This is a genomic window from Flavobacterium sp. RSP46 (assembly GCF_003984825.1).
GTDB lineage: Bacteria > Bacteroidota > Bacteroidia > Flavobacteriales > Flavobacteriaceae > Flavobacterium.
Genome location: NZ_RYDM01000008.1, coordinates 37,178 through 59,985, shown reverse-complemented (window position 1 = coordinate 59,985; position 22,808 = coordinate 37,178). Strand labels below are relative to the sequence as shown.

Below are 22,808 nucleotides of genomic sequence, written 5' to 3'. Positions count from 1 at the left end.
AACAATATTTTTAACAGGTATTGAACCCGGGGAAAATTAGCTGGCAGTTTGCAGTGTTAAGTTCGCAGTTGACTGACTACTAAAAACTGAATACTGATTACTAACTTTCAATTTCAATGAACATTTAAAAAGAAAAAAGTAGTTTAAAACTACTTTTTCTTTTTGTGACGATTAGCTCTCGCTCTTTTTTTACGTTTGTGAGTTGCTACCTTATGTCTCTTTCTTTTTTTACCACTTGGCATATCTTATGATTTTATGATTAATTAATATTATTATTTTGCTTCGTTATTTATTTTCACCCCTTCAACAAAAACTTTTGCAGGTTTGAATGCAGGAATGTTGTGTGCAGGAATTTTTATTGTAGTATTTTTAGAAATGTTTCTTCCAGTTTTCTCTGCTCTGGTTTTCACTATAAAGCTTCCAAAACCTCTTAAATAAACATTGTCTCCAGTTTCTAATGAATTTTTTACTTCATTCATAAAAGTCTCTACAGTTGCCTGTACATCTCCCTTTTCAAGACCTAATTTTTCTGAAATTTTTGCTACGATATCTGCTTTCGTCATTTTCTTTCCTATTTATAATGTTGTACTATTTTTTTGAGTTTGCAAATATAGGAATTTAAAAAACAATTATTCAAGCTAATTCATTAAATTTTAATCACATAAACTTTTACTTTTGCAGTCTAATATTTAAAAATGAATTTTTCTAACCTGCTGATAAAATGGTATTTACAAAATAAACGGGATTTGCCATGGCGAAACACTACGGATCCGTATCCTATTTGGCTCTCCGAAATCATGTTGCAGCAGACACGCGTTGCCCAAGGAATGCCTTATTTTATGTCTTTTACTGCCGCTTTTCCTACTGTTTTTGATTTAGCAAAAGCCAATGAAGAACATGTTTTGAAACTTTGGCAGGGATTAGGATATTATTCCAGAGCGCGAAATTTGCATAAAACGGCGCAATATGTGGCCTCAGATTTAGGGGGAAGTTTTCCGGATAACTATGCGGATTTACTAAAATTAAAAGGCATTGGGGAATATACCGCTGCGGCCATCGCTTCTTTTTCTTATAACGAAGCCGTTCCGGTTGTTGATGGAAATGTATTCCGAGTTTTATCGCGTTATTTCGATATAGATACAGATATTGCTCAGGCTTCTGCCAAAAAAGAATTCGCTGCTTTGGCATTCGAACTGATGCCAAAAGATAACCCGGCAACCTTCAATCAAGCCATTATGGAATTTGGGGCTTTGCAATGTGTTCCTAAAAGTCCAAATTGCGGTATTTGTGTTTTTAACGAAAGTTGCGCTGCTTTGCAAAAAAACAAAGTTAATCAGTTGCCTGTTAAGACTAAAAAACTAAAAGTGAGAAGCCGTTACTTTAATTATCTGGTTGTTGCAGATGAAAATGACAACACCATAATTCAAAAACGAACAGACAAAGGAATTTGGCACAATCTCTATGAATTCCCTTTGATAGAAACCGAAAAAGAGGAAGATTTTGATTGTGTTAGCGAAGCTATTCAAGCGGATTATTTTAAAGAAAATACTGTCGTAAGTATGTTAGAATACAACGAAAAAAGTATCCTTCATAAATTGTCACACCAGCATTTACATATTAAGTTTTGGAAAGTGAAAATTGAAGGAACAATTGAAAACGGAATTGACGTTGAAACTTTGAGAACTTTTCCGTTCCCAATTGTGATTCATAATTTTATTGAAAAGGATTTATAGAGTTTCTAAAAAAATGTATCTTTGATAAAATACCATATTCTAAAATGAACGGAACATTAAACAAGGTTATGCTAATTGGTTTTCTTGGCGACGACATCAAAATGCATTATTTTGATGGAGGCAATTGTATTGGAAGATTTCAGTTGGCCACAAACGAAGTGTATATCAACAAAACCACCAATGAAAAAATCACTTCTACGGAGTGGCACAATTTAGTTGTTCGCAACAAAGCGGCGGAACTTTGTGAAAAATACCTTTCTAAAGGCGATAAAATTTACGTGGAAGGACGCATTAAATCCCGTCAATGGCAGTCAGAGGATGGAAGTACAAAACACACCACTGAAATTCAGGTAACCGAATTTACTTTTCTGTCAACTAAGAAAGACACTGAAAGTAATAAACAAATTCCTGTACCTGATGTCCCGAAAAACACTAATTTTGACACCGATAAGAATGTCATGCCTATAAACGACTTGCCATTTTGAGTGTTTAACTAATCCTTACCAATTTGGACTCAGAGCCCAGTTTGCTTTTTGCTTACGCAATAGATACTAATTTAGCATTTGGTTTTACAGTAATAATCATATTGCTGTTTTGTTCCGCATTAATTTCAGGTGCCGAAGTAGCCTTGTTTTCGTTGTCACAAAAAGAGATTGATGAAATCATTCAAGAGAATGATTCTAAAGGAAAAATCATTGCCGCGCTTTTAGAAAAACCCAAAAAACTGCTGGCCACACTTCTGGTTGCTAATAATTTTGTCAACATAGCGATAGTAATATTGTTTTCATACGCTGGAAAAAGCATGTTTGCAGCGATAACCCAACCGGTATTGAAATTCATCTTGGAAGTATTGGTAGTCACTTTTTTGATTTTGCTCTTTGGGGAAGTCTTGCCTAAAGTATATGCCAGTCGAAATAATACCAAGTTTGCCAAACTTATTGCTTACCCTATTTTCTTTTTAGATAAGCTTTTGACGCCTATTAGTTTACCAATGCGTGCAGCAACGATTTATTTGCATAACAAATTAGGAAAACAAAAAACAAATTTTTCTGTTGATCAATTATCACAGGCTTTAGAGCTTACGGCTTCGGATGAAACCTCTTCCGAAGAGCAAAAAATATTAGAAGGAATTGTGAGTTTTGGAAATACGGATACCAGACAAGTAATGAGTCCGCGAATCGATATTTTTGCTTTAGAAATAGAAGAATCTTTTGCTGCTATTTGTCCCAAAATTATAGAAAAAGGATATTCCAGAATTCCGGTATATCGAGACAATATAGACCAGATAGAAGGCGTTTTGTTTGTCAAAGACTTGCTTCCGCATATTAATACAAATGAATTTGACTGGAAAGCATTGCTGCGAGAACCTTTTTTTGTCCCTGAAAACAAAAAGCTGGATAATTTGCTGAAAGATTTTCAGAACAAGAAAAGTCATTTAGCGATCGTGGTAGATGAATATGGAGGAACCTCAGGGTTAGTTTCTCTTGAGGATGTTATTGAAGAAATTGTTGGGGATATCAGTGATGAATTTGATGATGAGCAGATTAGTTTTTCTCAAATTGATGAAAAAAATTACCTTTTTGAAGGAAAAATAAACCTGAGAGATTTTTATCGGATTATTGATGTTAATGAAGAATTATTCGAAATTAAAAAAGGAGAAGCCGAAACATTAGCCGGATTTATTCTGGAAATTTTAGGCAATTTCCCTAAAAAAGATCAAAAAATTGTATTCGAAAACTGTCTGTTTACTATAGAAGCAGTGGATAAAAAACGAGTTAAACAGATAAAAGTAACGATTGAATAATCCTTCCATGGTCCTCTGCGAAGGAAAGAGAGCCATTGGAATACGTTTTCTTAAAATTTGTAAGATTAAAAAAAATAGAAATGTTTAAAAAAACAATCCCTTTTCTGGTAATAGCACTAACATCATTGTTGAGTTTTAGTTGCAAAGACGCCGTGATCCCAAAACCATCCGCTTATTTGCGGTTGGATTATCCGCAAGCCAGTTATATGAATTTTGAAAACGAATGTCCTTTTGTTTTCGATATGAATTCAGAGGCCGTTATCCAGAAAGAGCCCAATTGTGGTTTCACGATTACCTATCCAAAAATGAAAGCGACTATTTATCTCACCTATAAACCAGTCACTAAAAACATTAATGAACTGTTGCGGGATGCACAAAAATTGACTTATGAACACGTGATAAAAGCAGATGATATCCTGGAACAACCGTATTTTAATCCCGATAAAAAAGTGTACGGTATGTTTTATCAGGTAGAAGGAAATGCAGCAACGAATTCCCAGTTTTATGCGACGGACAGCACTAGTCATTTTTTGACGGGATCCGTTTATTTTTATGCGAAACCCAATTATGACTCGATTATGCCAGCGGCAAGTTATATCAAAAATGATATGCAGCGGCTAATGGAAACCTTGAAGTGGAAATAACAACAATAGCCATTTACCGGAATAGTACAAAATAAGCAATACTCTTTTTAGAATAAATAAGGCTTTTAAGTTTAAATTAGCCTGTTAACACTAACTGTACGCTTTTTTTAATGACCTTCAACATCCTTGTGTGGTTCAAAAAAAAACATCCCCGTAAAGAGAATGTTTTGTTGCGATAAAGGTAAAGTTCTATTTAGGACTTCATTTTAGAAACCTTGTATGTTTTGCCATCAGCAGCGGCTTCAACCACTGTTGTCAATTTTTCTGGTGTTTGAACTGTTTTGTCAAAAGTTACAGTGGCCATTTTAGTATCAAAATCTACTGTTGCTTTTTGAACACCATCCTGTGCGGTTAGATCTTCTTGAATCGTTTTGGCGCAGCCTACAGCGCACGTCATTCCTTCTACAGAGAAACTCGCTGTTTGAAGATTAGCAGCTGCAATTTCCTTTTTAACTTTTGGAGCAGTTGTTTCAGCCGTTTCTTTTGAAGCTATGTCTGTTTCTTTTTCTTTGCAACCTACAAATAAAAGACATGTAAGTACCAGTGTTGCGATTGATTTTTTGAAATTCATTATAATGTATATTTTGAAGATTAACTACTTTTTTATGAATTACAAAATTAATTAAAAAAAGAAGGACTAATTCATAAAATAATTACAATTTTGGGCAAAATTATTTTTATGGAATCGAAGCAGTTAAAATGGGTGTATTTGTTGGTTCTTGCCTTGGTTTGGGGAAGTTCCTTTATACTGATAAAAAAAGGATTAATAGGTTTGACAGCGTTACAATTGGGATCGTTGCGAATTATTTTTGCAGCTGTTTTTTTAATATTAATAGGGTTCAAAAGTTTGTCTAAAATCCCAGTATTTAAATGGAAATACATTGCTTTAACATCTTTATTCGGGACATTTATACCCGCTTACTTGTTTGCAATTGCACAGACTGAAATTGATAGTTCCGTGAGTTCTATTTTGAATTCCCTGACCCCTTTGAATACGCTGATTCTTGGCGCTTTGGTTTTTGGACTGCAGTTCAAAAGAAATCAAATTTTTGGAATTCTAATTGGTTTATTAGGAAGCGCTTTGTTGATTTTGAACGGTGCCATGCATCATCCGGAACAAAATTATTATTATGCTATTTTGGTTTTAATAGCTTCGATATGTTACGCAGTCAATGTCAATTTAATCAAAAAATATTTGCATGATTTGAGTCCGCTGAGTATTACTACCGGGAATTTTATGGTATTGTTTTTTCCGGCATTCATAATCTTGTTTTTCTCCGGTTTTTTTGAAGTGGTACATGATGTGAAAGTGCAGGAATCAATTTTGTTTATAATGGTTTTAGGTGTGGTAGGAACTGGAATTGCGAATATTCTGTTCTTTAAATTAATCCAGATGTCATCACCGGTTTTTGCTACTTCGGTAACGTATTTGATTCCCGTAGTTGCTTTTTGCTGGGGATTATTGGATAATGAAATGCTAACGCCAGTTCAGTTTTTTGGTGCTTTTATTATTTTAATCGGCGTGTATTTGTCGGCTAAGAAGTAGTAGCTGTTCTTGATCAGTTTGTGTTTAGGATCTTATTAAAAATAATAAAGGCTGTCTAAAAATAGACAGCCTTTATTTATTTATTCAAGATTTGATTATAAAAAATCAGCATCTGAAACACCTTCATTGATTTTTACATCAGACATTTTTATGTCTAATTCAAAACCTACATTCTGGATGATGTTAAAAGGAACTTTAACTCCTTTCACTTCTTTGTAATCTCCATAATTTGTAGTTTGAGTGATGCTTTGCCCACCTTGTTCAACAATTTTAGATTCGGCTAATTTTAAACCAGTAGTTACATCATAGAATAGTGTAGTTTTCCCGTTTTTGACGGCGTACGCATCTTTCCCATTAATGGATTCAATAGTTTCCAGCGTTAAACCTTGGTTTTTAGCAAGAGACAATTCTTCAAATGGTGTGGCAGCTGCTTTCATATCAGCAAGTGTACTGCCTTCAATATTTTGGCGTTGCCCTTGTTGCATTACGTAAGCTCCTTTTTCATTTACCACTTGTTTCATTAGGCTCATTGTGCCCATCGTTAATTCAACCATCAATTTTCCTTTGGCATCAATTTTTGAGGTGAAGCTTAATGGAGAAGGCGCTTGCGGAATAGTTGTTGTCCCGTTCATTACAATTGTTTTTACAGCCAATGCTGCTTTTTCTCCACCGATAGCTTTGATGTAATTCTCAATGACACTTTTGGCAGTGACTCCTGCTGGAACTGGTTTTTTTAATTCTGGTTTAGCTGTTGCATTTCCGTATTTATCAAAGTAGGAAACTGGTATTTTCAATTTTTCCAGATTAGTAGCTACATCAGCTGCTTTTCCAACAATTACAATTCGGCTGTTGTCCGTTAAAAAATATTTATTTGATACTCTTAAAATGTCATCTGCTGTTACAGCGCTGATATTTTTGATGTAGTTTTCGTAGAAGTCAGCTGGTAAGCTTTGTGTTTGAATTCTCAAAGCATATCCTGCCACGGTTTGTGGCTTTTCAATTTGCATTACAAAACGTCCAATGTATCCTGCTTTTACGCTGGCTAACATTTCATCCGTCACTTTCTCAGTTCTGATTTTTTTGAATTCTTTAAAAATTTCAACAACCGTGCTATCTGTTACGGCATTACGAACTTGCGTAGAAGCATTGAAAGTAGAAATGCGTTTGTCTCCGTAAATGCTTGTTCTTGCACCATAAGTCCATCCGTGCGCTTCTCTTAAGTTCATGTTGATGTAACTATTAAAGTCACCACCTAAAATTTGGTTCGCAACTAAGACAGCAAAATAATCTGGATCAGTCATTTTAAGATTTGACATATTTACAACCGCAACTTCTGATTGAACTGCATTTGGCATGTCAATAAAGTTGATTTGTGTAGCGGAAACATCTATTGGATCGCTATAAGAGATCGATGGAGCAGCTGCTTTTTTCCATGAGCCAAAGAATTTCTCTACCATTTTTTTTGTCTCGCTGAATTTTACATCACCCACAATAATTAGGTAAGCGTTGCTTGGCACAAAATATGTTGTGTAGTTTGCTTTTACATCTGCAAGAGTTACGTTTTTCAAGGTAGCTTCGCTAACATATTCGCCTGCAGGATGGTTTTTCCCATAAGTCAAAACATCTACAACTCTTGCTGCTACTGCTGAAACGCTTTTTTCATTGGCTTTCAAACCTTCAATAAGTTTTGCTTTTTCTTTGTCAAATTCCTCTTGGGTGAAGTTTGGGTTTAATGCACCATCAGCCATTAGCTCTAAAACTCTCCCCGAATATTTAGATAAGGAACTTGCTGAAGCGCCATTAGAACTAAAATTGATGTTAGCGCCTAAGAAATCTACTTCTTCATTGAAAGCTGTTTTCGAAATTTTAGTGGTGCCGCTTCCGATTAATGTACTGGTCATGTCGGCAACCCCTTTTTTGTCGCCTTCAGCATACGGATCATTGTCTAAGGTAAGACTGAATGCTACTCTAGGAAGTTTATGGTTTTCGACAACCATAACTTTTAATCCATTTTTTAATTCAAAAGTTAACGGTTTTCCGATTTTTATTGATGGTGCTACACCAGGTTTTGGCTGAGGGATGATTTGTCCTTGCATAATTACGGTTAAGAACAAGCTTGATAAAATTAATATTGATTTTTTCATAATGATGTATCTTAGTTTTGAGCTTTGTCTTTAGATGGAACATAATCCAAAACTAATCTTTGGTTTGGATTTAAATATTTCTTAGCAATATCTCTGATTTCTTCCCGAGTGATAGAATGATAGATTTCAATTTCGGTATTGATTAAGTTTACATCACCGTATAACAAATGATAGGAAGCCAGATTGTCTGCAATACCGTCAATGGTAGAGTTGCTGTTTACATATTGGTTTTCGAATTTGTTTTGTAGTTTTTGTAAATCTCTTTCAGAAATCAATTCCGTTTGTAATTTTACAATTTCAGAGTCAATTTCGGCAAGAATATTTTCGGTTGTGTTAGGCGCTTGAGGCAAACCGTAAATGATATAGCTGCCGTAGTCTTCTTGGCTGTTACTAAAAGCGCCAATTTGCAAGGCCATCTTTTTGTCATCAACTATTTTTTTGTATAGTCTAGAACTTTTTCCATCGCTTAAGATGGATGAAATCATATCCAGTACTCTTGCGTCTCTGGTTTTCATAGATGGCGTTCTGTAGGCTGCTACAATTGCAGGGATTTGGATATTAGCATCTTGAAATTCTGCTTTTATAGTTTGAGTAATCGGTTCTTCAACAAATGTTTCTCTTTGTATGGGAGCTCCTTTTTTGATCGGTCCAAAATATTTTTGAATCCATTCTTTTGCTTGCTCTTTTTTGAAATCACCAGCGACAATTAAAACAGCATTGTTCGGAATGTAAAATTTCTTGTTGAAAGCTTGGAATTCTTCTAATGTTGCAGCGTCTAAATGGCTCATAGAACCTATAGTTGCCCAACGGTATGGGTGTTTTGTGAAAATATTCTTTTTTACTTCCGCCAAAAAATTTCCGTAAGGCTGATTGTCAACGCGCAATCTCTTTTCTTCTTTCACCACTTCGTTTTGAGTATCAACACCAATTTGATTGATCACTGGGTGCAGCATTCTTTCTGCTTCCATCCATAAACCTAATTCTAAGTTGTTAGATGGGAAAACCTCGTAATAATAGGTTCGGTCATCCGTTGTGTTGGCATTATTTACACCACCGTTTCCAGTTACAATCTTAAACCACTCACCGCGTTTGATGTTTTCGGTTCCTTCAAACAATAAATGTTCAAAAAAGTGAGCAAAACCAGTTCTTTCCGGATTTTCATCTTTAGCGCCTACATGGTACATTACTGAGGTAATAACAGTAGGGGCAGAAGGATCGTTGTGCAAAATCACATGCAGTCCATTGTCTAATTTGTATTCTTCAAAAGCTACTTTCTGAGCAGAAGCTACTCCTCCTAGCATAAACAAAGCACCTAAAGCCATTAATGAATTTTTCATAAGGTTAATAATTTTGTTAATATGCATAATTAGTAGTGGTTTTTAATTTTTGTTACATAAAAAGTGTTTCGCTGTGAGAAATTTAACACTAGTTAAGCGTTTTATTTTGTAAAATTATTTCAAAAGTCTATTTAATAAGTAATTATGATGTATTGGGTATTTTTTTTTCTTCAACAAATTGCGAGGTAATTATTTAATTGTATATTTGCAACCTTAAAAATTTATAAAACAATTTGTTATGTATGCAATCGTAGAGATAGCAGGGCAACAGTTTAAAGTTAGCAAAGACCTAAAGGTTTACGTTCACCGTTTAGCAAATGAAGAAGGAACTCAAGTTTCTTTCGACAAAGTTTATTTGTTAGATGATAACGGTACAATCACAATAGGCGCCCCAGCTATAGAAGGTGCTTCAGTAGAAGCCAAAGTGTTACAACACTTAAAAGGAGATAAAGTTATCATTTTCAAAAAGAAAAGAAGAAAAGGATACAAAAAGAGAAACGGACACCGTCAGTATCTTACTCAAATTGTAATCGAAGGTATTACTGCAGCAGGTGCTAAAAAAGCGGCTCCTAAAAAAGCAGCAGTTGAAGCAACTACAGAAGAAGTTGAAGCTCCTAAGAAAAAGGTAGCTAAAGCTAAAAAAGAAGATACTCAAGAATAATAACAAAATAAAACTAATACGTCATGGCTCACAAGAAAGGTGTCGGTAGTTCTAAGAATGGTAGAGAATCAGAATCAAAACGTTTAGGTGTTAAGATTTTTGGTGGTCAAGCTGCTATTGCTGGGAACATCATCGTAAGACAAAGAGGTTCAAAACATAATCCAGGTGCAAATGTTTACATCAGTAAAGATCACACCCTACACGCAAGAGTAGATGGAGTTGTTTTTTTCCAAAAGAAAAGAGATAACAAATCTTATGTATCTATACTTCCATTTGAAGTTGAAGCATAATTGATTTTCTCAATTATTAAAAAACCCGTTTCGAAAGAAATGGGTTTTTTTTTTGACCTTAGCCAAGCGCCTCCGGAATCTTCAAAGGAAAAGAAGGCAAAGTCAAAATTGATGGTTTGCCTGATTTGTAAATTATATTTGATTTTATCAGGGTATAAGTATTGATTATATTCGTAGTTTTTTATTGCTGGTCTAGGGGAGTTTAATGAATTAAATTTCGGTTCAAATAAAATGCCGTATACTGTTTTGGAAGGGATATTTTGTAATTAGAAACTGTTGTGATTCTTTTATAGGTTTTACAAATCAGAACTGTTTTTAGAAAATCATCTTCTAATTAAAATATAAATTTTCACTTGTATAGGTGATTACTGCTTGTCTGTAATTTTTTTGGACACTCAAAGACACTGTAGTGTTTTTTTTCTTTCAAATTTTCCCTCTCCATTATATTCTTTATAAACGCATCTCTTTTTTTGATATAATTTCACTAATTCAGAAGGTTATTTCTAGTTTTAAACGGTATCTGATTTTATATGGCAACATAAAGATTAGATTCATTACTCTCTAATAGTTTAAATCTATAGGATTTTTTTTTAATTAATAAATTGAAATTAATTTTTAAATAATTTATTGTTTTAATATTGATTAGAAATTAAGTTTATTTTTTTTAACCTTTTTTTTTGATAAAAAATTAATTAATTAATTCTTTTTTGGATTAAAATATAATAATTATGTTTTTTAAAGTCAAAATTTTGATTAAAATTTATTTTAATCAATTTTAATCAAATATTTTTTTTGGAATAATAGTTACGAGAATGTTGGTTTTACGAGTCAAAACAGCATACCGTGATATAGTTAATATGATTCTGTTTAATCAGATTAGACATTAAAAATGATCTTGTCTAAGTGGTTTATTGATTGTTCGTTTGAATTAATGATTTTAAAGACTACAAATACTATTAATTAATAAATATTAGCGCTAATGAAATAAAGTATCAAATTACACAGCATTAAACAATAAGGACAAACTCAATTAGTACACCAAATTTTACAGCACAACTATGAATAAACTATTACTCACATCTAGTTTTTTGTTTTTTACCTTTTTAATTTTCGCTCAAAAAAGTAAAACTCAAAATAATGAAAAATATTTGCAATCAAATACAAATATCCAGGAATTTAAATTTAATAAAAGTCGCCAGAGTCCTTCTTTACTAAAAATTAAACCGGACTATACTTTAAATTTAGCTGGTGTTCCTGCTTTTTTAGTGGAAGTACTGCAATTAGATAAAAATTCATTTGAATTTAAAGAAATTCACACCAATACCACCAAGGGGAATTTTAATATCGTTACTTTTTCTGCCTTCTATAATGGGGTGAAAGTGGAGCATGCGCGATATAATATTGTTCTTAAAAAAGATAAAGTAACTGCAATTACACTAGAGCATTATGTTATGGGTGCTAATGTTTCTAAGACAAAGTCATTGTCCCAAGACCAAGCATTAGAAAAGGCAAAGCAACATGTTGGTGCTGAGAATTATGTTTGGGAAGATATTTCAAAAAGTTTAAAAGTTACGGTGAATCAGAAAGAGATACAACAATTACAAAAATCATATAATGAATATTTGCCTAAAGGCGAATTAGTATATGTTGATAATTATAAGACAAAAGAGGTTGACTTAACGCTTGCATACAAATTCAATATATACGCATCAAAACCATTATCAAGAAACAATGTTTTTGTTGATGCTGCCAATGGCCAGATTTTATTAACGGATGCAATTATTAAACATGCAGATGAAATTAATAAAAACATCGAAAAGAATAAAATAAACACCACTAATTCAGCAGCAATTTTAGCCTCAGTTGAAGGGAACGGAGCTACAAGATATGCTGGAAACAGAAAATTTCAGACTACATTAGATGCAGTCAATAATCGCTATTCATTATTCGGGACTATTCCGGTCCTTGTGAATGGATTGCCGGTTGTTATAGAAAACGAAACGCGTTCTTATAATGGAGTAGGTGGAGCGCCTATTGGTGTGCCTAATATTCCATCGTATTCTATTTATGATGGTGATGCTCCATCAGGACAATTAAAAGTTGAAATTGGAGACAACAACTGGACCGCAGATGAACACTGGAGAAGTCGTTTCACTACTCTAAAATACCCTGTTGACAATGAAACAAAAAATGATGATATTGCTTTAGATGCGCATTGGGGAGCTGAAATAGTAATTAAATATTGGGGAGCTATTCATAATCGAAGTAGTTATGATAATCGTGGTACCAAAGTTATTAATTATGTACATTATGGTGATGCGTATGACAATGCTTTCTGGAATGGTACTGCAATGACCTACGGAGATGGAAGTTATCAAGGCGGTACAAAGCCTAATGGTTCTTTTGGACCTTTAACATCCATGGATGTTTGTGGGCATGAAATAGGACATGGTGTCTGCTCTAATACATCTGATTTAGTTTACGCCAGAGAATCCGGTGCTATGAATGAAGGGTTTTCGGATATCTGGGCAGCATCTGTAGAAAACTATGTATTGACTACAATTGATAGTTCGTTGCCTTATGACCCGTGGGGAATTGGAGAACAAATTGATGAACGTGATGGTGGGTTAGCTCCGGGCGCAGCTGGATCTACTGCTTTGCGTTGGATGGATGATCCAAAAGCAAATACAGATCCCGACAGTTATGGAGGTAAATTTTGGTCTGACCCACAATGTGTACAACCTAGCTTAGCGAATGACCAATGCGGAGTCCATAGTAATAGTGGAGTTCTAAATAAATGGTATTATTTATTAGTAGAAGGTTCTGGAAAGAGTTTTACTCGTGGGAAAGCTAAAGCGGCTGCAGATGATCAAATAAATGATGCTTTGAAGGTCTACAGTGTCAAAGGTTTAGGTTTTCTTATTGCTGAACAGATTACTTTTAAGGCCGAAGTGCTACTTACTCCAAACGCTACTTTTCAAGAGATGAGAGATGCAAGTATACTTGTTGCAGGACAAGAATATGGAACGTTTTCTAATGAAGTGAAACAAGTAACGAATGCCTGGTATGCGGTTAATGTAGGGAATGAATTTATTGCGCCTGATCCAAACCAACTTTTCTTTGAATCGGCTAATGTTTCTGTAGTCAACGAGCAGACAGCAACACAAGGGTGTGCTGTTTTTAATACAATAGAGGTTAAGGTTACTGGGGTAAACATCACTTCTCCTCAAACCATTAATTTAGACTTCTCAGGTTCTACAGCAACTATTAATAAAGACTTTACTACATCAGCAACTAGTTTGTCTTTTGATAAAGATGGGACTAAAACAATTTTACTCAACATTTTTAATGATGGTATAGTTGAAGGTGTAGAAAATATTATAATCAAGTTTAATGTAAATACTCCTGTAGCGCAATCTAGAATTCAAAACATCACAATTGTTGATAATGATTATGTACCAGCTATTGGTATAGGTACGGTAGAGATTTTTAAAGAAACTTTTACTACTTCAAATATTCCATCTGGTTGGGAAACTAAAAGTGTAATAGGATTGGATCCCAATGTTTGGCTTTTTAATGGGCCAAATACTTTAGGAAAAGCATACGTTTCAAATGGCACTGCATCTCAAGGCGCCACTTATGATTCAACCCAAAACGGAAATCTACTTCTCATAAGCAAATTGATTGATACAAAAGGGATGAGCGATGTTACTGTAGCTTTTGACTGGGAAGCAGGAGGAGAAACGGACCAAGTAGATAATACTGCGTTGTTTGATTATGGTGAATTTGTATACTCTTTAGATGGCGCTAATTATAATTCTTTAGCCTTTTTTGCAGGTACAGCATCAGGAGCTGTTATGTCTTCAGGTAAGTATAATAAAGCGACACCGGCATTAAATAATACACAATTTCATTTAGCTTGGAGATGGTATAATGATGCTTTACTAGGTACTGCTTTTAGTTTTACTTTAGACAACGTAGTAGTAAGCGGAACACCAGCTTCAGTAGAATCTGATTTGATGCAATTTGATAGTGAAACCGTAAAAATTGGTAACCAAGTATACTTTTTGAGCGATCAGGATGGAGATGTCATTGGGATGATAGAAAATGCGACTAAGGATCTGGGTTGTGTTACGCTAACTATTAGTGAATCAGGTAGTAAATCTAACTTTACTAATATAGCAGGATCTCATTCAGGGAAAGTTATCAAAGTAGAAGCAGATGGATTGAATGCACCAACAGCTTCCTATGACTTAACACTATTCTTTACAGATGCTGAAACAAGTGAGTTTTCAGACCCTAGCGGGTTAAGAGTTATAAAAGTAAATAGCAACTCTATCAATGATGCTAAAAATTACCCTAAGAATTTTCAAATAAACGGAGGGTTAGGTGCTGCATATTCTGCGGAGCAATATCGTACTTATAAAGGAAATCATACCGGATCTGGAACTTTTGCTTTGGTAACACAAGCAACTTTATCTACGCAAAAAATTAATGGGGAAGAATTTAAAATATACCCAACTGTATTATCGGCTGATAAAGTAATTACAATTTCCAGTGCAAGAACACCAATTGATCGGGTTGACATTTATACCCTAAATGGAGGTTTAATAAGCGCTTTGCAATTAGAAAGTGGTAATGAAGCTAAAATACCTGTTAGTAAATTATCCAGCGGAATGTATTTTCTTGTTATAAATGGTAATAAATCAGATACATTTAAGTTTCTGATGCAATAAATAATTGATTCAAAATCCCCCATCGTAGAAATGCAATGGGGGATTTATTTTTTACCTAAATTTAAAGATAATGAATACTAAAAATAATTTTCTTTTACCCCTACTGTTTTGTTTTTCCTTAAGCATATCATGGGGGCAGAATAAAAGTGATTGGACCGCTTTATCCGAAAACAGTCGGCTCAAAATTAATAATATTAGTTTTGATAAAGAAAAAATGCCCACAAAATTTAAACTTTACACGGTTGGTATAGCCACTGTTAAAAATAAACTACAGAATGCTCCTAAAAGAGGTGTGTTTTTTGGGACTTCTCAAAATATAATCAATGTGCCTAATGAAGACGGTTCTGTTGAAAATTATCAAGTTTTAGACGCCCAAATTTTGCATCCGGATTTGGCTGCAAAATTACCAAATATTAAAAGTTATGTTGGTAGTTCATTAGTACATCCTGGTAAATATATTCGGTTTAGTCTGTCGCAAGCCGGATTTCATGCTCAGGTTTTTGAAGCTGGAAAATCAACTTATTTTATAGATCCCTATACAAGTGATAAGTCAGTATATATTGCTTACAACAGAGATGATCTAGTCAATAATTCATCTGATGTTTTTACTTGCGAGACTGATAATTCACTTTCTAAAAAAACTGGAAATACGCAAATAAATAAAACGATAGGTGCTACTGATGATAGTAAAATTCGGTTGTATGAATTAGCAATGTCGTGTACAGGAGAGTATGGTGCCTTGTTTATTGGTAATGCTACTACCGATTTTGAAAAAAAATCAAATATCATGGCGCAAATGGTTGTCACAATGACACGAGTAAATGGTATTTATGAGAAAGAATTAGGTATCACATATCAGTTTGTACCTAAGAATTTTGATGTAATGTATTATGATGGAACTACTGACCCTTGGGGTACAGAATATAATAAGCAAACTCAATTGACCATAGATGCTAATATTGGAGACGCAAACTACGACATAGGGCATAATTTTAATACAGCTGGCGGCGGTAATGCAGGTTGTATTGGTTGTGTTTGTAATTCCGGAAATAAAGGAAGCGGTATGACTGGTAGATCAAATCCTACTGGAGACTCTTTTGATGTTGATTATGTCGCTCATGAGATTGGGCATCAAATGGGAGGGTATCATACCCATAATGGAACAACTACCTGTTTGAAAAGTGGAAATAATACCGAAGTGGAACCCGGAAGCGGATCGTCAATAATGGGGTATGCCGGAATTTGTACGGGGCAAAATGTACAGGAAAATTCGGATGATTATTTTAATTATGTAAACATACGAGACATAAGTGCTAACATTCAAGGGGGTGTGAGTTCCGCTTGTTTTGATGAAATCAAGGTTAGCAACTTACCGCCAAAAGCCAATGCGGGAGCAAATTATAGTATTCCTGTAGGTACCGCATTTCAGTTGTCAGGAACAGGTTCTGATCCTGACTCAGGAGATCTTCTTACTTATACGTGGGAACAAAATGACAATGAAGAGATGCAAAGTCCTGTTCAGCCTGTCCCAACGGCTATTCAAGGTCCTATGTTTAGAACCCGAAGAGGAACCACAAAACCTAATAGGTATTTCCCCCAATTAACAGATATTTTAAGTAATAATCTGATGCCTACTTGGGAGGTAATTCCCCAAGTTCAACGGAGTTTTGAGTTTGCTTTTACGGTTAGGGATAATGTTGTTTATGGCGGACAAACGGCAGCTGATTTAATGACATTAAATACAATTCAAACGTCAGGACCATTTAAAGTATCAAGTCAAAACACGAATACGACTTGGATACAAGGTGAAACTCAACTGATAACTTGGGATGTTGCGAATACCAATTTACTTCCGGTAAACTGTTTGTTTGTAAATATTTTATTTTCGGCTTTAGGAGATTTTACCGATACTATTATATTAGCGGATAAGGCTTTAAATAGTGGTTCTAAAAGCATCATTGTACCCTCTTCTTTAACGGAATCAGGGCGTTTAATGATAAAAGCGGCTGACAATGTTTTCTTAGATGTAAATGACGCAACTATAATAATTAAGCAAGTTACAACTCCAACATTCTTTTTGACAGCGCTTGAAGTCTCAAAAATCCAATGTGCTAATGATAATAAATCAACTTTTAGTTTTGATTATATTCCTTCTGCGGGTTTTACGGGGGTAGTGAGATTTGCTGCGACAGGTTTACCATCTGGTTCCACAGCTAGCTTTACACCAACAACAGCAAGTACCTCAAAAGAAACAATACTAATGACCGTTAGCGGATTTTCTAATTCAAACCCTAAGGATTATTCTATCACTTTCGCGGGTACTTCTTCGTCAGAAACCAAAACTCAAGTTGTTGTATTAACGCTAAAGGGAGGTGTTTTTTCGGAGCCTGTGCTGAGTAGTCCAGCTAATACAAGTGTGAAACAATCAACTTATCCATCCTATATCTGGTCTAAAGATGGGAATAACAGTGCTGAATTTTTTGATGTGGAAGTTGCTTCTGATTCAAATTTTCAATCTATAGTAGAAACCGCAACTGTCTCAAAAAATGGATATAATCAAAATAAAGGGTTAAGCGAAAATACGTTATATTATTGGAGAGTTAGGCCTAAAAACGAATGTGCAAACGGTGTTTTTAGTAGGCCAAGTAGCTTTACAACTGGTTCAAACAAGTGTTTTAGTAGGACTAACACTAATCCTTCTGTAATAGTATCAACCTTAACGACAACAAGCACAATAAATATAGCAACTGATATCCCAATTTCTGATATTAATGTTTCGATGAAAATTACCCATAGTTATATAGGAGATATAGTTGCGGTACTGACAAGTCCATCAGGGACCAATGTTTCACTCATAGCTAGTAAGTGTGATTCTAATCCAGATTTGAATGCTACTTTTGATGATCAAGGGTTGGCTGTAATAAACTGTTCTTTAACAAGTCCAGCAATCTCTGGTGTTTTAAAGCCGGCGCAACCGCTTTCTGCTTTTAATGGAGAAAGTGCTAAAGGCGAATGGAGACTTAATATAACGGATACAGGATTAGGGGATGATGGTATACTGACATCATGGGCAATAGCGTATTGTGGAATAGAAAGCTTAAGCCTTAGCGCTAAAAATTTTGATACTTCCCTAATTCAGGTCTATCCAAATCCTGCAAAAAACAGCATTACGGTTCAATTTGAAAAAACACAGCACTTAGATGTTGCAGTATTTGATTTGTTAGGAAGACAGATTTTAAGTACAGTACTAAAGTCTTCTAGTAATACAATAGATGTTTCTTCTCTTTCGTCTGGAACGTATATCATGCAGCTAATTGATGATGAGAATAATAAAACCAGTAAAAAAATTATTATTGAATAATTTCAAAATGTGATAAAAGCGTTATGCTGAAGCATTATTGATTTTCTCAATTATTATAAATAAGTCGAAAGTTTAAAAGTCGTAAAGTCAAAAGAATTAACTTTAAGTAAAGCAGCTTTAAATCAGATTGTTATGTAATTTTATCTTGATTTTAAAATACGACATTATACCATGGTTATTACTTAGTACCCATTTCAATTATTATTGGAATGGGTATTTTGTTTTAATTTAAAATTAGAACAAATAGTGAACTGTTTGGTGGTAAATATTAAAAACAACTTAGTGTTGATTTATTCTAAGGTTCTGCATAAAATATAGAGATTCAACACAAAGTAAAAAAACGCGGGTAAAGAAACCAATAAAGAATCTTTCATCTTTATTCTTACCCCTGTACCAAGAAGCATAAGCAAAGCTAGGCCTCCGGAAGCAAGAACTAAAACAGTATGATTTTGAAGCCCAATAAATAAACCGATAGCCCCTGCCAATTCTAAAACAGCAATTAATGGTCCAAATTTTTCAAGTCCAAAGCGTTTAAATTCATTTTTCATATTCGACGAGGCAAAATACGCCATTCCATAGATAAGAAAGGAGGTTGCCGAAAATAAAATAAGTAAATGCAATAAATTCATGTTTTGATTATTTGGAAGCGCATAATGCAACAAAAAGAGATAATGCTAAAAGGAATAAAGAAGGAAGGTGTTTAGACCATGGGTTTTTTGCTTTAAAATGAAAAAATTGTGCGCTTATCATTAGAAAGGCCATTATAAGTGCCGGTATAAATACTAATTCAGGATACCAAATTCCTGTTATTAACAAGGTTGATAAGGCTATTTTTGTGGCTCCAACAACATTTCTTGTCAAATCCGATATGCCGTATTGTTTAAATTCGTTAACAATGTTATCAAACCTAAAAATCCATACGTAACCTACGGACACTGCGATTACAAGCTGAGCGATAATAGAATAAGTATTCATGGTTTTATAATTAAAGGGTTTTATCTTTTGTTGTGATATACAAATTAATTAGCAGCTGTATGTCTCTTAGAATTTATGTTATTCAAAGATACCATAAACTTATATTATTATAAGGACTACCGAATTGATTTATTTGTAAATCGAGAGGTTTCTTTATTATTCTATCGGATTAGCTCTCAATTTGAAACTAAAACAGGTTGGTTTTTTTGGGTCAAAAATGCATCAGAATTTATCAGGCGTTTTGCGTTGCATATTTTGCCTTAACGGTTTGTCAAAATCCGGCATTACGATTTTTTGAGTAGCACTTGTAAGCCCTAGCTGTTAGCGGCAGTTGTTATTTTTAGTTAATGTATAATTTAGCAATTTCTTCTATAAAAGCTTGAGGATGAGAACCCATTAAATTTGTCAAAATTACTATTGAAACATTTTTATTAGGATAAATAAATAATGCATTTCTTGCACCACCCATTGAAGCAATTATTGGATTTTCAGCTCTTGAACTTAATGAAAAACCAATTGAAGTTCTGTCGAGCAAACCATTCTCTTCATATGGTTTTCCGTTTTCTAATTCAATAGGTTTTAAAAGAATTTTAAGATTTTCAGCATTAATTAATTGATTAGTTTGTAATGCAATTACCCATTGTGCCATTTCGGTTGCTGTTGCATATATCCCACCTGCAGGCAATAAATTTGAAGGCATTGGTTGATAAACATTAGTTAGAACATTATTTCTAAAATAAGTATATGGTCTTGATGAGTTATTAATAATGTTATAAAAATCCCCAATTCCTGCCTTCATGGCGTTTTTCATTCCTGCTTTTTTGAATTGGTTTTCCATAATAAATTTTTCAAACGACTGTCCACTAATTTTTTCTATAAGCATTCCTAGAAGCATGTAATTTGCCAAGCCTTCTCTCACATGTTTTCCAGGTTCAAAAGCAAGGGGTAGCTTTTTGACGTTTTCGAACAAAATATTACCATCCTCGGAAAGCATATTGCCTTGTGAATCCCAAACATCAGGAAGTCCCGATTTATGGGTTGCAAGCTGTTCTACGGTAATTTTTTGCCAAGTTTGGGGTAATTTATCTAAATAATTTGAAATAGGTTCTTCTAGATTTAATTTTCCGTTTTCTACTAATTGCATGATTGCAACTCCTGTGAATGCTTTGGTAATAGAATTAATGCTAAAAACGGTTTGACTATTTACAGCAATTGAATCTTGAATATTGGCGAATCCATAATGACTTGTTTTTACAATAACATTTTCTTTAATAACCGATAATTGTAAACCGACAATTTTATTTTTTTGAATAAGTTCTTTTATTGCAAGATCGACTTTGTCTTCTTGTGAATAAGTATTATTAAAAACCGTTAAAAGAGCGATTAAAAGCAATGTTTTTTTCATGTTTTCTTTTGTTTGATTTTACGGTTATAGTGGGTGCGATTCCCGCTAACGTCAGTTCGTCTAAAAACCTCTAAACGAACTGTATTTTGTTAATCATTAAGTAAATATATGTTATATAAACTACAATTAAAATTCATTCTGGCAAAAGTCGCTGATGATTATTAAAATAAAACAGTCCGTATAAAGGGTTAAAAATTGCTCTTAACATCACAAAATACAACGCCAGTATTCTTAGATACTGTTTTAGTAGATTGTGATCAATCAGGTTGAAGATTCGGCGCAGGTTGTAGGCTGTAAAAATCAATCCAACATCAGCTGCGGCGCGTTTTATGGTTTTCTTTGTCATGATATAATAAAAATCCCATTGCCGCTTTATTACTCTCCTGCAAAGAGCGGGACAGGCTGCTGGATGTTCGACGATAGCTTGTCGTCTGCGGTATATTTCATAATTATTTTGGATTCTGACTTTATTTTGATAAATAAAATCGGCGTATTGGGAGCGTTCAATGAGTCTGCCTTTGGTATTTTTGGTGCATTTTTTAAAAAGTTCACAACTCAGACAAGCACTAGATTTATAATGCTTCATCTGGCTTATTGACGTGCCGTTCTTTTTGGCGTAGCAATTTCCATTGGTCGTTGGGGTTTCATTAGCAGGGCACGTATAAGTATCCGACCCGTAGTTTTTGCGAAGGGTCACGCCCAAAAACAAAAAACCCTTGCTCCCGAAACTTCGGAACTGCAAGGGTTTGTATTATAATAGTGAGAATTGCTTCGTTTCCTCGCAATGACTCGACTAGTATCGGTAATATTCTGGTTTGAACGGGCCTTCAACTGGAACGCCAATGTAATCCGCTTGATCAGTACGTAACGTCTCTAATTCAACACCCAATTTAGCTAAGTGTAACATGGCTACTTTCTCATCAAGATGTTTTGGTAACATGTACACATCATTGTTGTATGCCGCACTGTTTTTCCATAATTCGATTTGAGCCAGTGTTTGGTTAGTAAAGGAGTTACTCATTACAAAACTTGGGTGACCTGTAGCACAACCAAGGTTTACCAAACGGCCTTCAGCCAATACAATAATATCATTTCCAGCAATAGTGTATTTATCAACTTGAGGTTTGATTTCGATTTTTGATGCACCGTGGTTAGTGTTCAACCAAGCCATATCAATTTCGTTGTCAAAATGTCCAATGTTACAAACGATAGTTTTGTCTTTCATTTTCTCAAAATGAGAACCCAAAACAATATCTTTATTTCCAGTAGTGGTAATGATAATATCAGCAGTTGCAATAACCGTATCTAATTTTTTTACTTCAAAACCGTCCATCGCTGCTTGAAGCGCACAAATTGGGTCAATTTCAGTAACCGTAACAATAGAACCAGCACCTCTAAAAGAAGCTGCTGTCCCTTTACCTACGTCACCGTATCCACAAACGATTACTCTTTTTGCAGCAAGCATCAAGTCAGTTGCACGACGAACTGCATCAACTGCTGATTCTTTACAACCGTATTTGTTGTCAAATTTCGATTTAGTAACCGAGTCATTCACGTTGATTGCCGGCATTGGCAATGTTCCCGCTTTTACTCTTTCGTATAATCTGTGTACTCCAGTGGTAGTTTCTTCGGATAATCCTTTGATTCCTGCAACTAATTCCGGGTAACGGTCTATAACCATATTGGTCAAATCCCCACCGTCATCAAGAATCATGTTCAATGGTTTTCTGTCTTCGCCAAAAAATAATGTTTGCTCAATACACCAGTCAAAATCAGGTTCGTTCAACCCTTTCCAAGCATATACCTGAATTCCAGCAGCAGCAATCGCTGCAGCAGCCTGATCTTGTGTAGAGAAAATGTTACAAGAACTCCAAGTAACTTCAGCACCAAGAGCGATCAACGTTTCAATCAAAACTGCAGTCTGGATTGTCATGTGCAAACATCCCGCAATACGAGCACCAGCAAGTGGTTGTTCGTTTTTGTATTCCGCACGAAGCGCCATTAAACCTGGCATTTCAGCTTCTGCTAATTCAATTTCTTTTCTTCCCCAAGCCGCCAGGGAAATGTCTTTTACTTTGAAAGCCACAAAAGGCATAGTTGTAGTACTCATTTATAGTATATTTGTAATTACTTCGTCCGTTCGCCTTTCAGGCTCGGGTGAAAATTTTTTGC

At 34.6% G+C, this 22,808-nt stretch carries 18 protein-coding genes; 9 read left to right on the top strand and 9 right to left on the bottom strand.

The genetic code is table 11. The features are described from left to right. Window positions 1–272 precede the first annotated feature (272 nt). Window positions 273–563 carry an HU family DNA-binding protein gene (locus EKM01_RS12400; RefSeq protein ID WP_016989051.1) on the bottom strand — a complete coding sequence of 97 codons (291 nt, stop codon included), beginning with the start codon at window positions 561–563 and terminating at the stop codon, window positions 273–275. Window positions 564–695: 132 nt separating this feature from the next. Between EKM01_RS12400 and mutY the strand changes: the two genes are divergently transcribed. The 4 genes from mutY to gldD all read left to right on the top strand — a co-directional run bounded on the left by mutY (window position 696) and on the right by gldD (window position 4,181). Continuing rightward, window positions 696–1,733 (top strand): A/G-specific adenine glycosylase, encoded by a 1,038-nt coding sequence (gene mutY, locus EKM01_RS12395; protein WP_126553957.1) that lies wholly within the window; start codon window positions 696–698, stop codon window positions 1,731–1,733. 44 nt (window positions 1,734–1,777) lie between these two features. Then, window positions 1,778–2,218, top strand: a complete 441-nt coding sequence (locus EKM01_RS12390; protein ID WP_126553955.1) for a single-stranded DNA-binding protein — start codon at window positions 1,778–1,780, stop codon at window positions 2,216–2,218. A 23-nt stretch (window positions 2,219–2,241) separates the two neighbouring features. Beyond that, entirely contained in the window at window positions 2,242–3,537 is a 1,296-nt protein-coding gene (locus EKM01_RS12385) for a gliding motility-associated protein GldE (RefSeq protein ID WP_126553953.1), read from the top strand. Between the two features lie 80 nt (window positions 3,538–3,617). Next, window positions 3,618–4,181: a gliding motility lipoprotein GldD gene (gldD, locus tag EKM01_RS12380; RefSeq protein WP_126553951.1), complete on the top strand. Its 564-nt coding sequence runs from the start codon at window positions 3,618–3,620 to the stop codon at window positions 4,179–4,181. 193 nt (window positions 4,182–4,374) lie between these two features. On the opposite strand, the gene EKM01_RS12375 is transcribed toward gldD, so the two are convergent. Continuing rightward, a complete protein-coding gene (locus EKM01_RS12375; RefSeq protein WP_126553949.1) occupies window positions 4,375–4,752 on the bottom strand; it encodes a heavy-metal-associated domain-containing protein in 378 nt (125 codons plus the stop codon). 108 nt (window positions 4,753–4,860) lie between these two features. On the opposite strand from EKM01_RS12375, the gene EKM01_RS12370 reads away from it, so the two are divergent. Then, a complete protein-coding gene (locus EKM01_RS12370; protein ID WP_126553947.1) occupies window positions 4,861–5,727 on the top strand; it encodes a DMT family transporter in 867 nt (288 codons plus the stop codon). A 95-nt stretch (window positions 5,728–5,822) separates the two neighbouring features. Here the strand turns inward: EKM01_RS12370 and EKM01_RS12365 are convergent, their stop codons facing one another. Together EKM01_RS12365 and EKM01_RS12360 are read right to left on the bottom strand one after the other, a co-directional pair. Continuing rightward, window positions 5,823–7,871 (bottom strand): insulinase family protein, encoded by a 2,049-nt coding sequence (locus EKM01_RS12365; protein ID WP_233589327.1) that lies wholly within the window; start codon window positions 7,869–7,871, stop codon window positions 5,823–5,825. Window positions 7,872–7,882: 11 nt separating this feature from the next. Continuing rightward, window positions 7,883–9,208 carry a pitrilysin family protein gene (locus tag EKM01_RS12360; protein WP_126455143.1) on the bottom strand — a complete coding sequence of 442 codons (1,326 nt, stop codon included), beginning with the start codon at window positions 9,206–9,208 and terminating at the stop codon, window positions 7,883–7,885. Between the two features lie 238 nt (window positions 9,209–9,446). On the opposite strand from EKM01_RS12360, the gene rplU reads away from it, so the two are divergent. The 4 genes from rplU (at window position 9,447) to EKM01_RS12340 (ending at window position 18,256) form a co-directional block, all read left to right on the top strand. After that, on the top strand, window positions 9,447–9,869 hold the full coding sequence (gene rplU / locus EKM01_RS12355; protein WP_126455145.1) for a 50S ribosomal protein L21: 423 nt from the start codon (window positions 9,447–9,449) through the stop codon (window positions 9,867–9,869). Between the two features lie 23 nt (window positions 9,870–9,892). After that, complete coding sequence (gene rpmA, locus EKM01_RS12350; protein WP_086453627.1) at window positions 9,893–10,159, top strand: 50S ribosomal protein L27; 267 nt, start codon at window positions 9,893–9,895, stop codon at window positions 10,157–10,159. Window positions 10,160–11,307: 1,148 nt separating this feature from the next. Next, on the top strand, window positions 11,308–14,895 hold the full coding sequence (locus tag EKM01_RS12345) for a M4 family metallopeptidase (protein WP_158616102.1): 3,588 nt from the start codon (window positions 11,308–11,310) through the stop codon (window positions 14,893–14,895). 70 nt (window positions 14,896–14,965) lie between these two features. Continuing rightward, window positions 14,966–18,256, top strand: a complete 3,291-nt coding sequence (locus EKM01_RS12340) for a reprolysin-like metallopeptidase (protein WP_126768569.1) — start codon at window positions 14,966–14,968, stop codon at window positions 18,254–18,256. A gap of 290 nt (window positions 18,257–18,546) precedes the next feature. On the opposite strand, the gene EKM01_RS12335 is transcribed toward EKM01_RS12340, so the two are convergent. From EKM01_RS12335 to ahcY, 5 genes are all read right to left on the bottom strand, one after another. Then, window positions 18,547–18,885 (bottom strand): DoxX family protein, encoded by a 339-nt coding sequence (locus tag EKM01_RS12335; protein WP_126561469.1) that lies wholly within the window; start codon window positions 18,883–18,885, stop codon window positions 18,547–18,549. 7 nt (window positions 18,886–18,892) lie between these two features. Then, window positions 18,893–19,231, bottom strand: a complete 339-nt coding sequence (locus EKM01_RS12330) for a DoxX family protein (RefSeq protein ID WP_126553940.1) — start codon at window positions 19,229–19,231, stop codon at window positions 18,893–18,895. Window positions 19,232–19,571: 340 nt separating this feature from the next. Continuing rightward, the gene (locus EKM01_RS12325; protein WP_126553938.1) at window positions 19,572–20,636 is read right to left on the bottom strand and encodes a serine hydrolase; all 1,065 of its coding nucleotides are present in this window, start codon (window positions 20,634–20,636) and stop codon (window positions 19,572–19,574) included. A gap of 133 nt (window positions 20,637–20,769) precedes the next feature. After that, the gene (locus EKM01_RS12320; protein ID WP_233589331.1) at window positions 20,770–21,333 is read right to left on the bottom strand and encodes a transposase; all 564 of its coding nucleotides are present in this window, start codon (window positions 21,331–21,333) and stop codon (window positions 20,770–20,772) included. A 96-nt stretch (window positions 21,334–21,429) separates the two neighbouring features. Beyond that, entirely contained in the window at window positions 21,430–22,746 is a 1,317-nt protein-coding gene (gene ahcY, locus EKM01_RS12315; protein WP_126457562.1) for an adenosylhomocysteinase, read from the bottom strand. Window positions 22,747–22,808 lie beyond the last annotated feature (62 nt).

Bases quoted from the DNA above. Each gene is read 5' to 3' on its own strand.
- EKM01_RS12400 (WP_016989051.1), bottom strand. From the start codon at position 563: ATGACGAAAGCAGATATCGTAGCAAAAATTTCAGAAAAATTAGGTCTT.
- mutY (WP_126553957.1), top strand. From the start codon at position 696: ATGAATTTTTCTAACCTGCTGATAAAATGGTATTTACAAAATAAACGG.
- EKM01_RS12390 (WP_126553955.1), top strand. From the start codon at position 1,778: ATGAACGGAACATTAAACAAGGTTATGCTAATTGGTTTTCTTGGCGAC.
- gldD (WP_126553951.1), top strand. From the start codon at position 3,618: ATGTTTAAAAAAACAATCCCTTTTCTGGTAATAGCACTAACATCATTG.
- EKM01_RS12375 (WP_126553949.1), bottom strand. From the start codon at position 4,752: ATGAATTTCAAAAAATCAATCGCAACACTGGTACTTACATGTCTTTTA.
- EKM01_RS12370 (WP_126553947.1), top strand. From the start codon at position 4,861: ATGGAATCGAAGCAGTTAAAATGGGTGTATTTGTTGGTTCTTGCCTTG.
- EKM01_RS12365 (WP_233589327.1), bottom strand. From the start codon at position 7,871: ATGAAAAAATCAATATTAATTTTATCAAGCTTGTTCTTAACCGTAATT.
- EKM01_RS12360 (WP_126455143.1), bottom strand. From the start codon at position 9,208: ATGAAAAATTCATTAATGGCTTTAGGTGCTTTGTTTATGCTAGGAGGA.
- rplU (WP_126455145.1), top strand. From the start codon at position 9,447: ATGTATGCAATCGTAGAGATAGCAGGGCAACAGTTTAAAGTTAGCAAA.
- rpmA (WP_086453627.1), top strand. From the start codon at position 9,893: ATGGCTCACAAGAAAGGTGTCGGTAGTTCTAAGAATGGTAGAGAATCA.
- EKM01_RS12340 (WP_126768569.1), top strand. From the start codon at position 14,966: ATGAATACTAAAAATAATTTTCTTTTACCCCTACTGTTTTGTTTTTCC.
- EKM01_RS12335 (WP_126561469.1), bottom strand. From the start codon at position 18,885: ATGAATTTATTGCATTTACTTATTTTATTTTCGGCAACCTCCTTTCTT.
- EKM01_RS12330 (WP_126553940.1), bottom strand. From the start codon at position 19,231: ATGAATACTTATTCTATTATCGCTCAGCTTGTAATCGCAGTGTCCGTA.
- EKM01_RS12325 (WP_126553938.1), bottom strand. From the start codon at position 20,636: ATGAAAAAAACATTGCTTTTAATCGCTCTTTTAACGGTTTTTAATAAT.
- ahcY (WP_126457562.1), bottom strand. From the start codon at position 22,746: ATGAGTACTACAACTATGCCTTTTGTGGCTTTCAAAGTAAAAGACATT.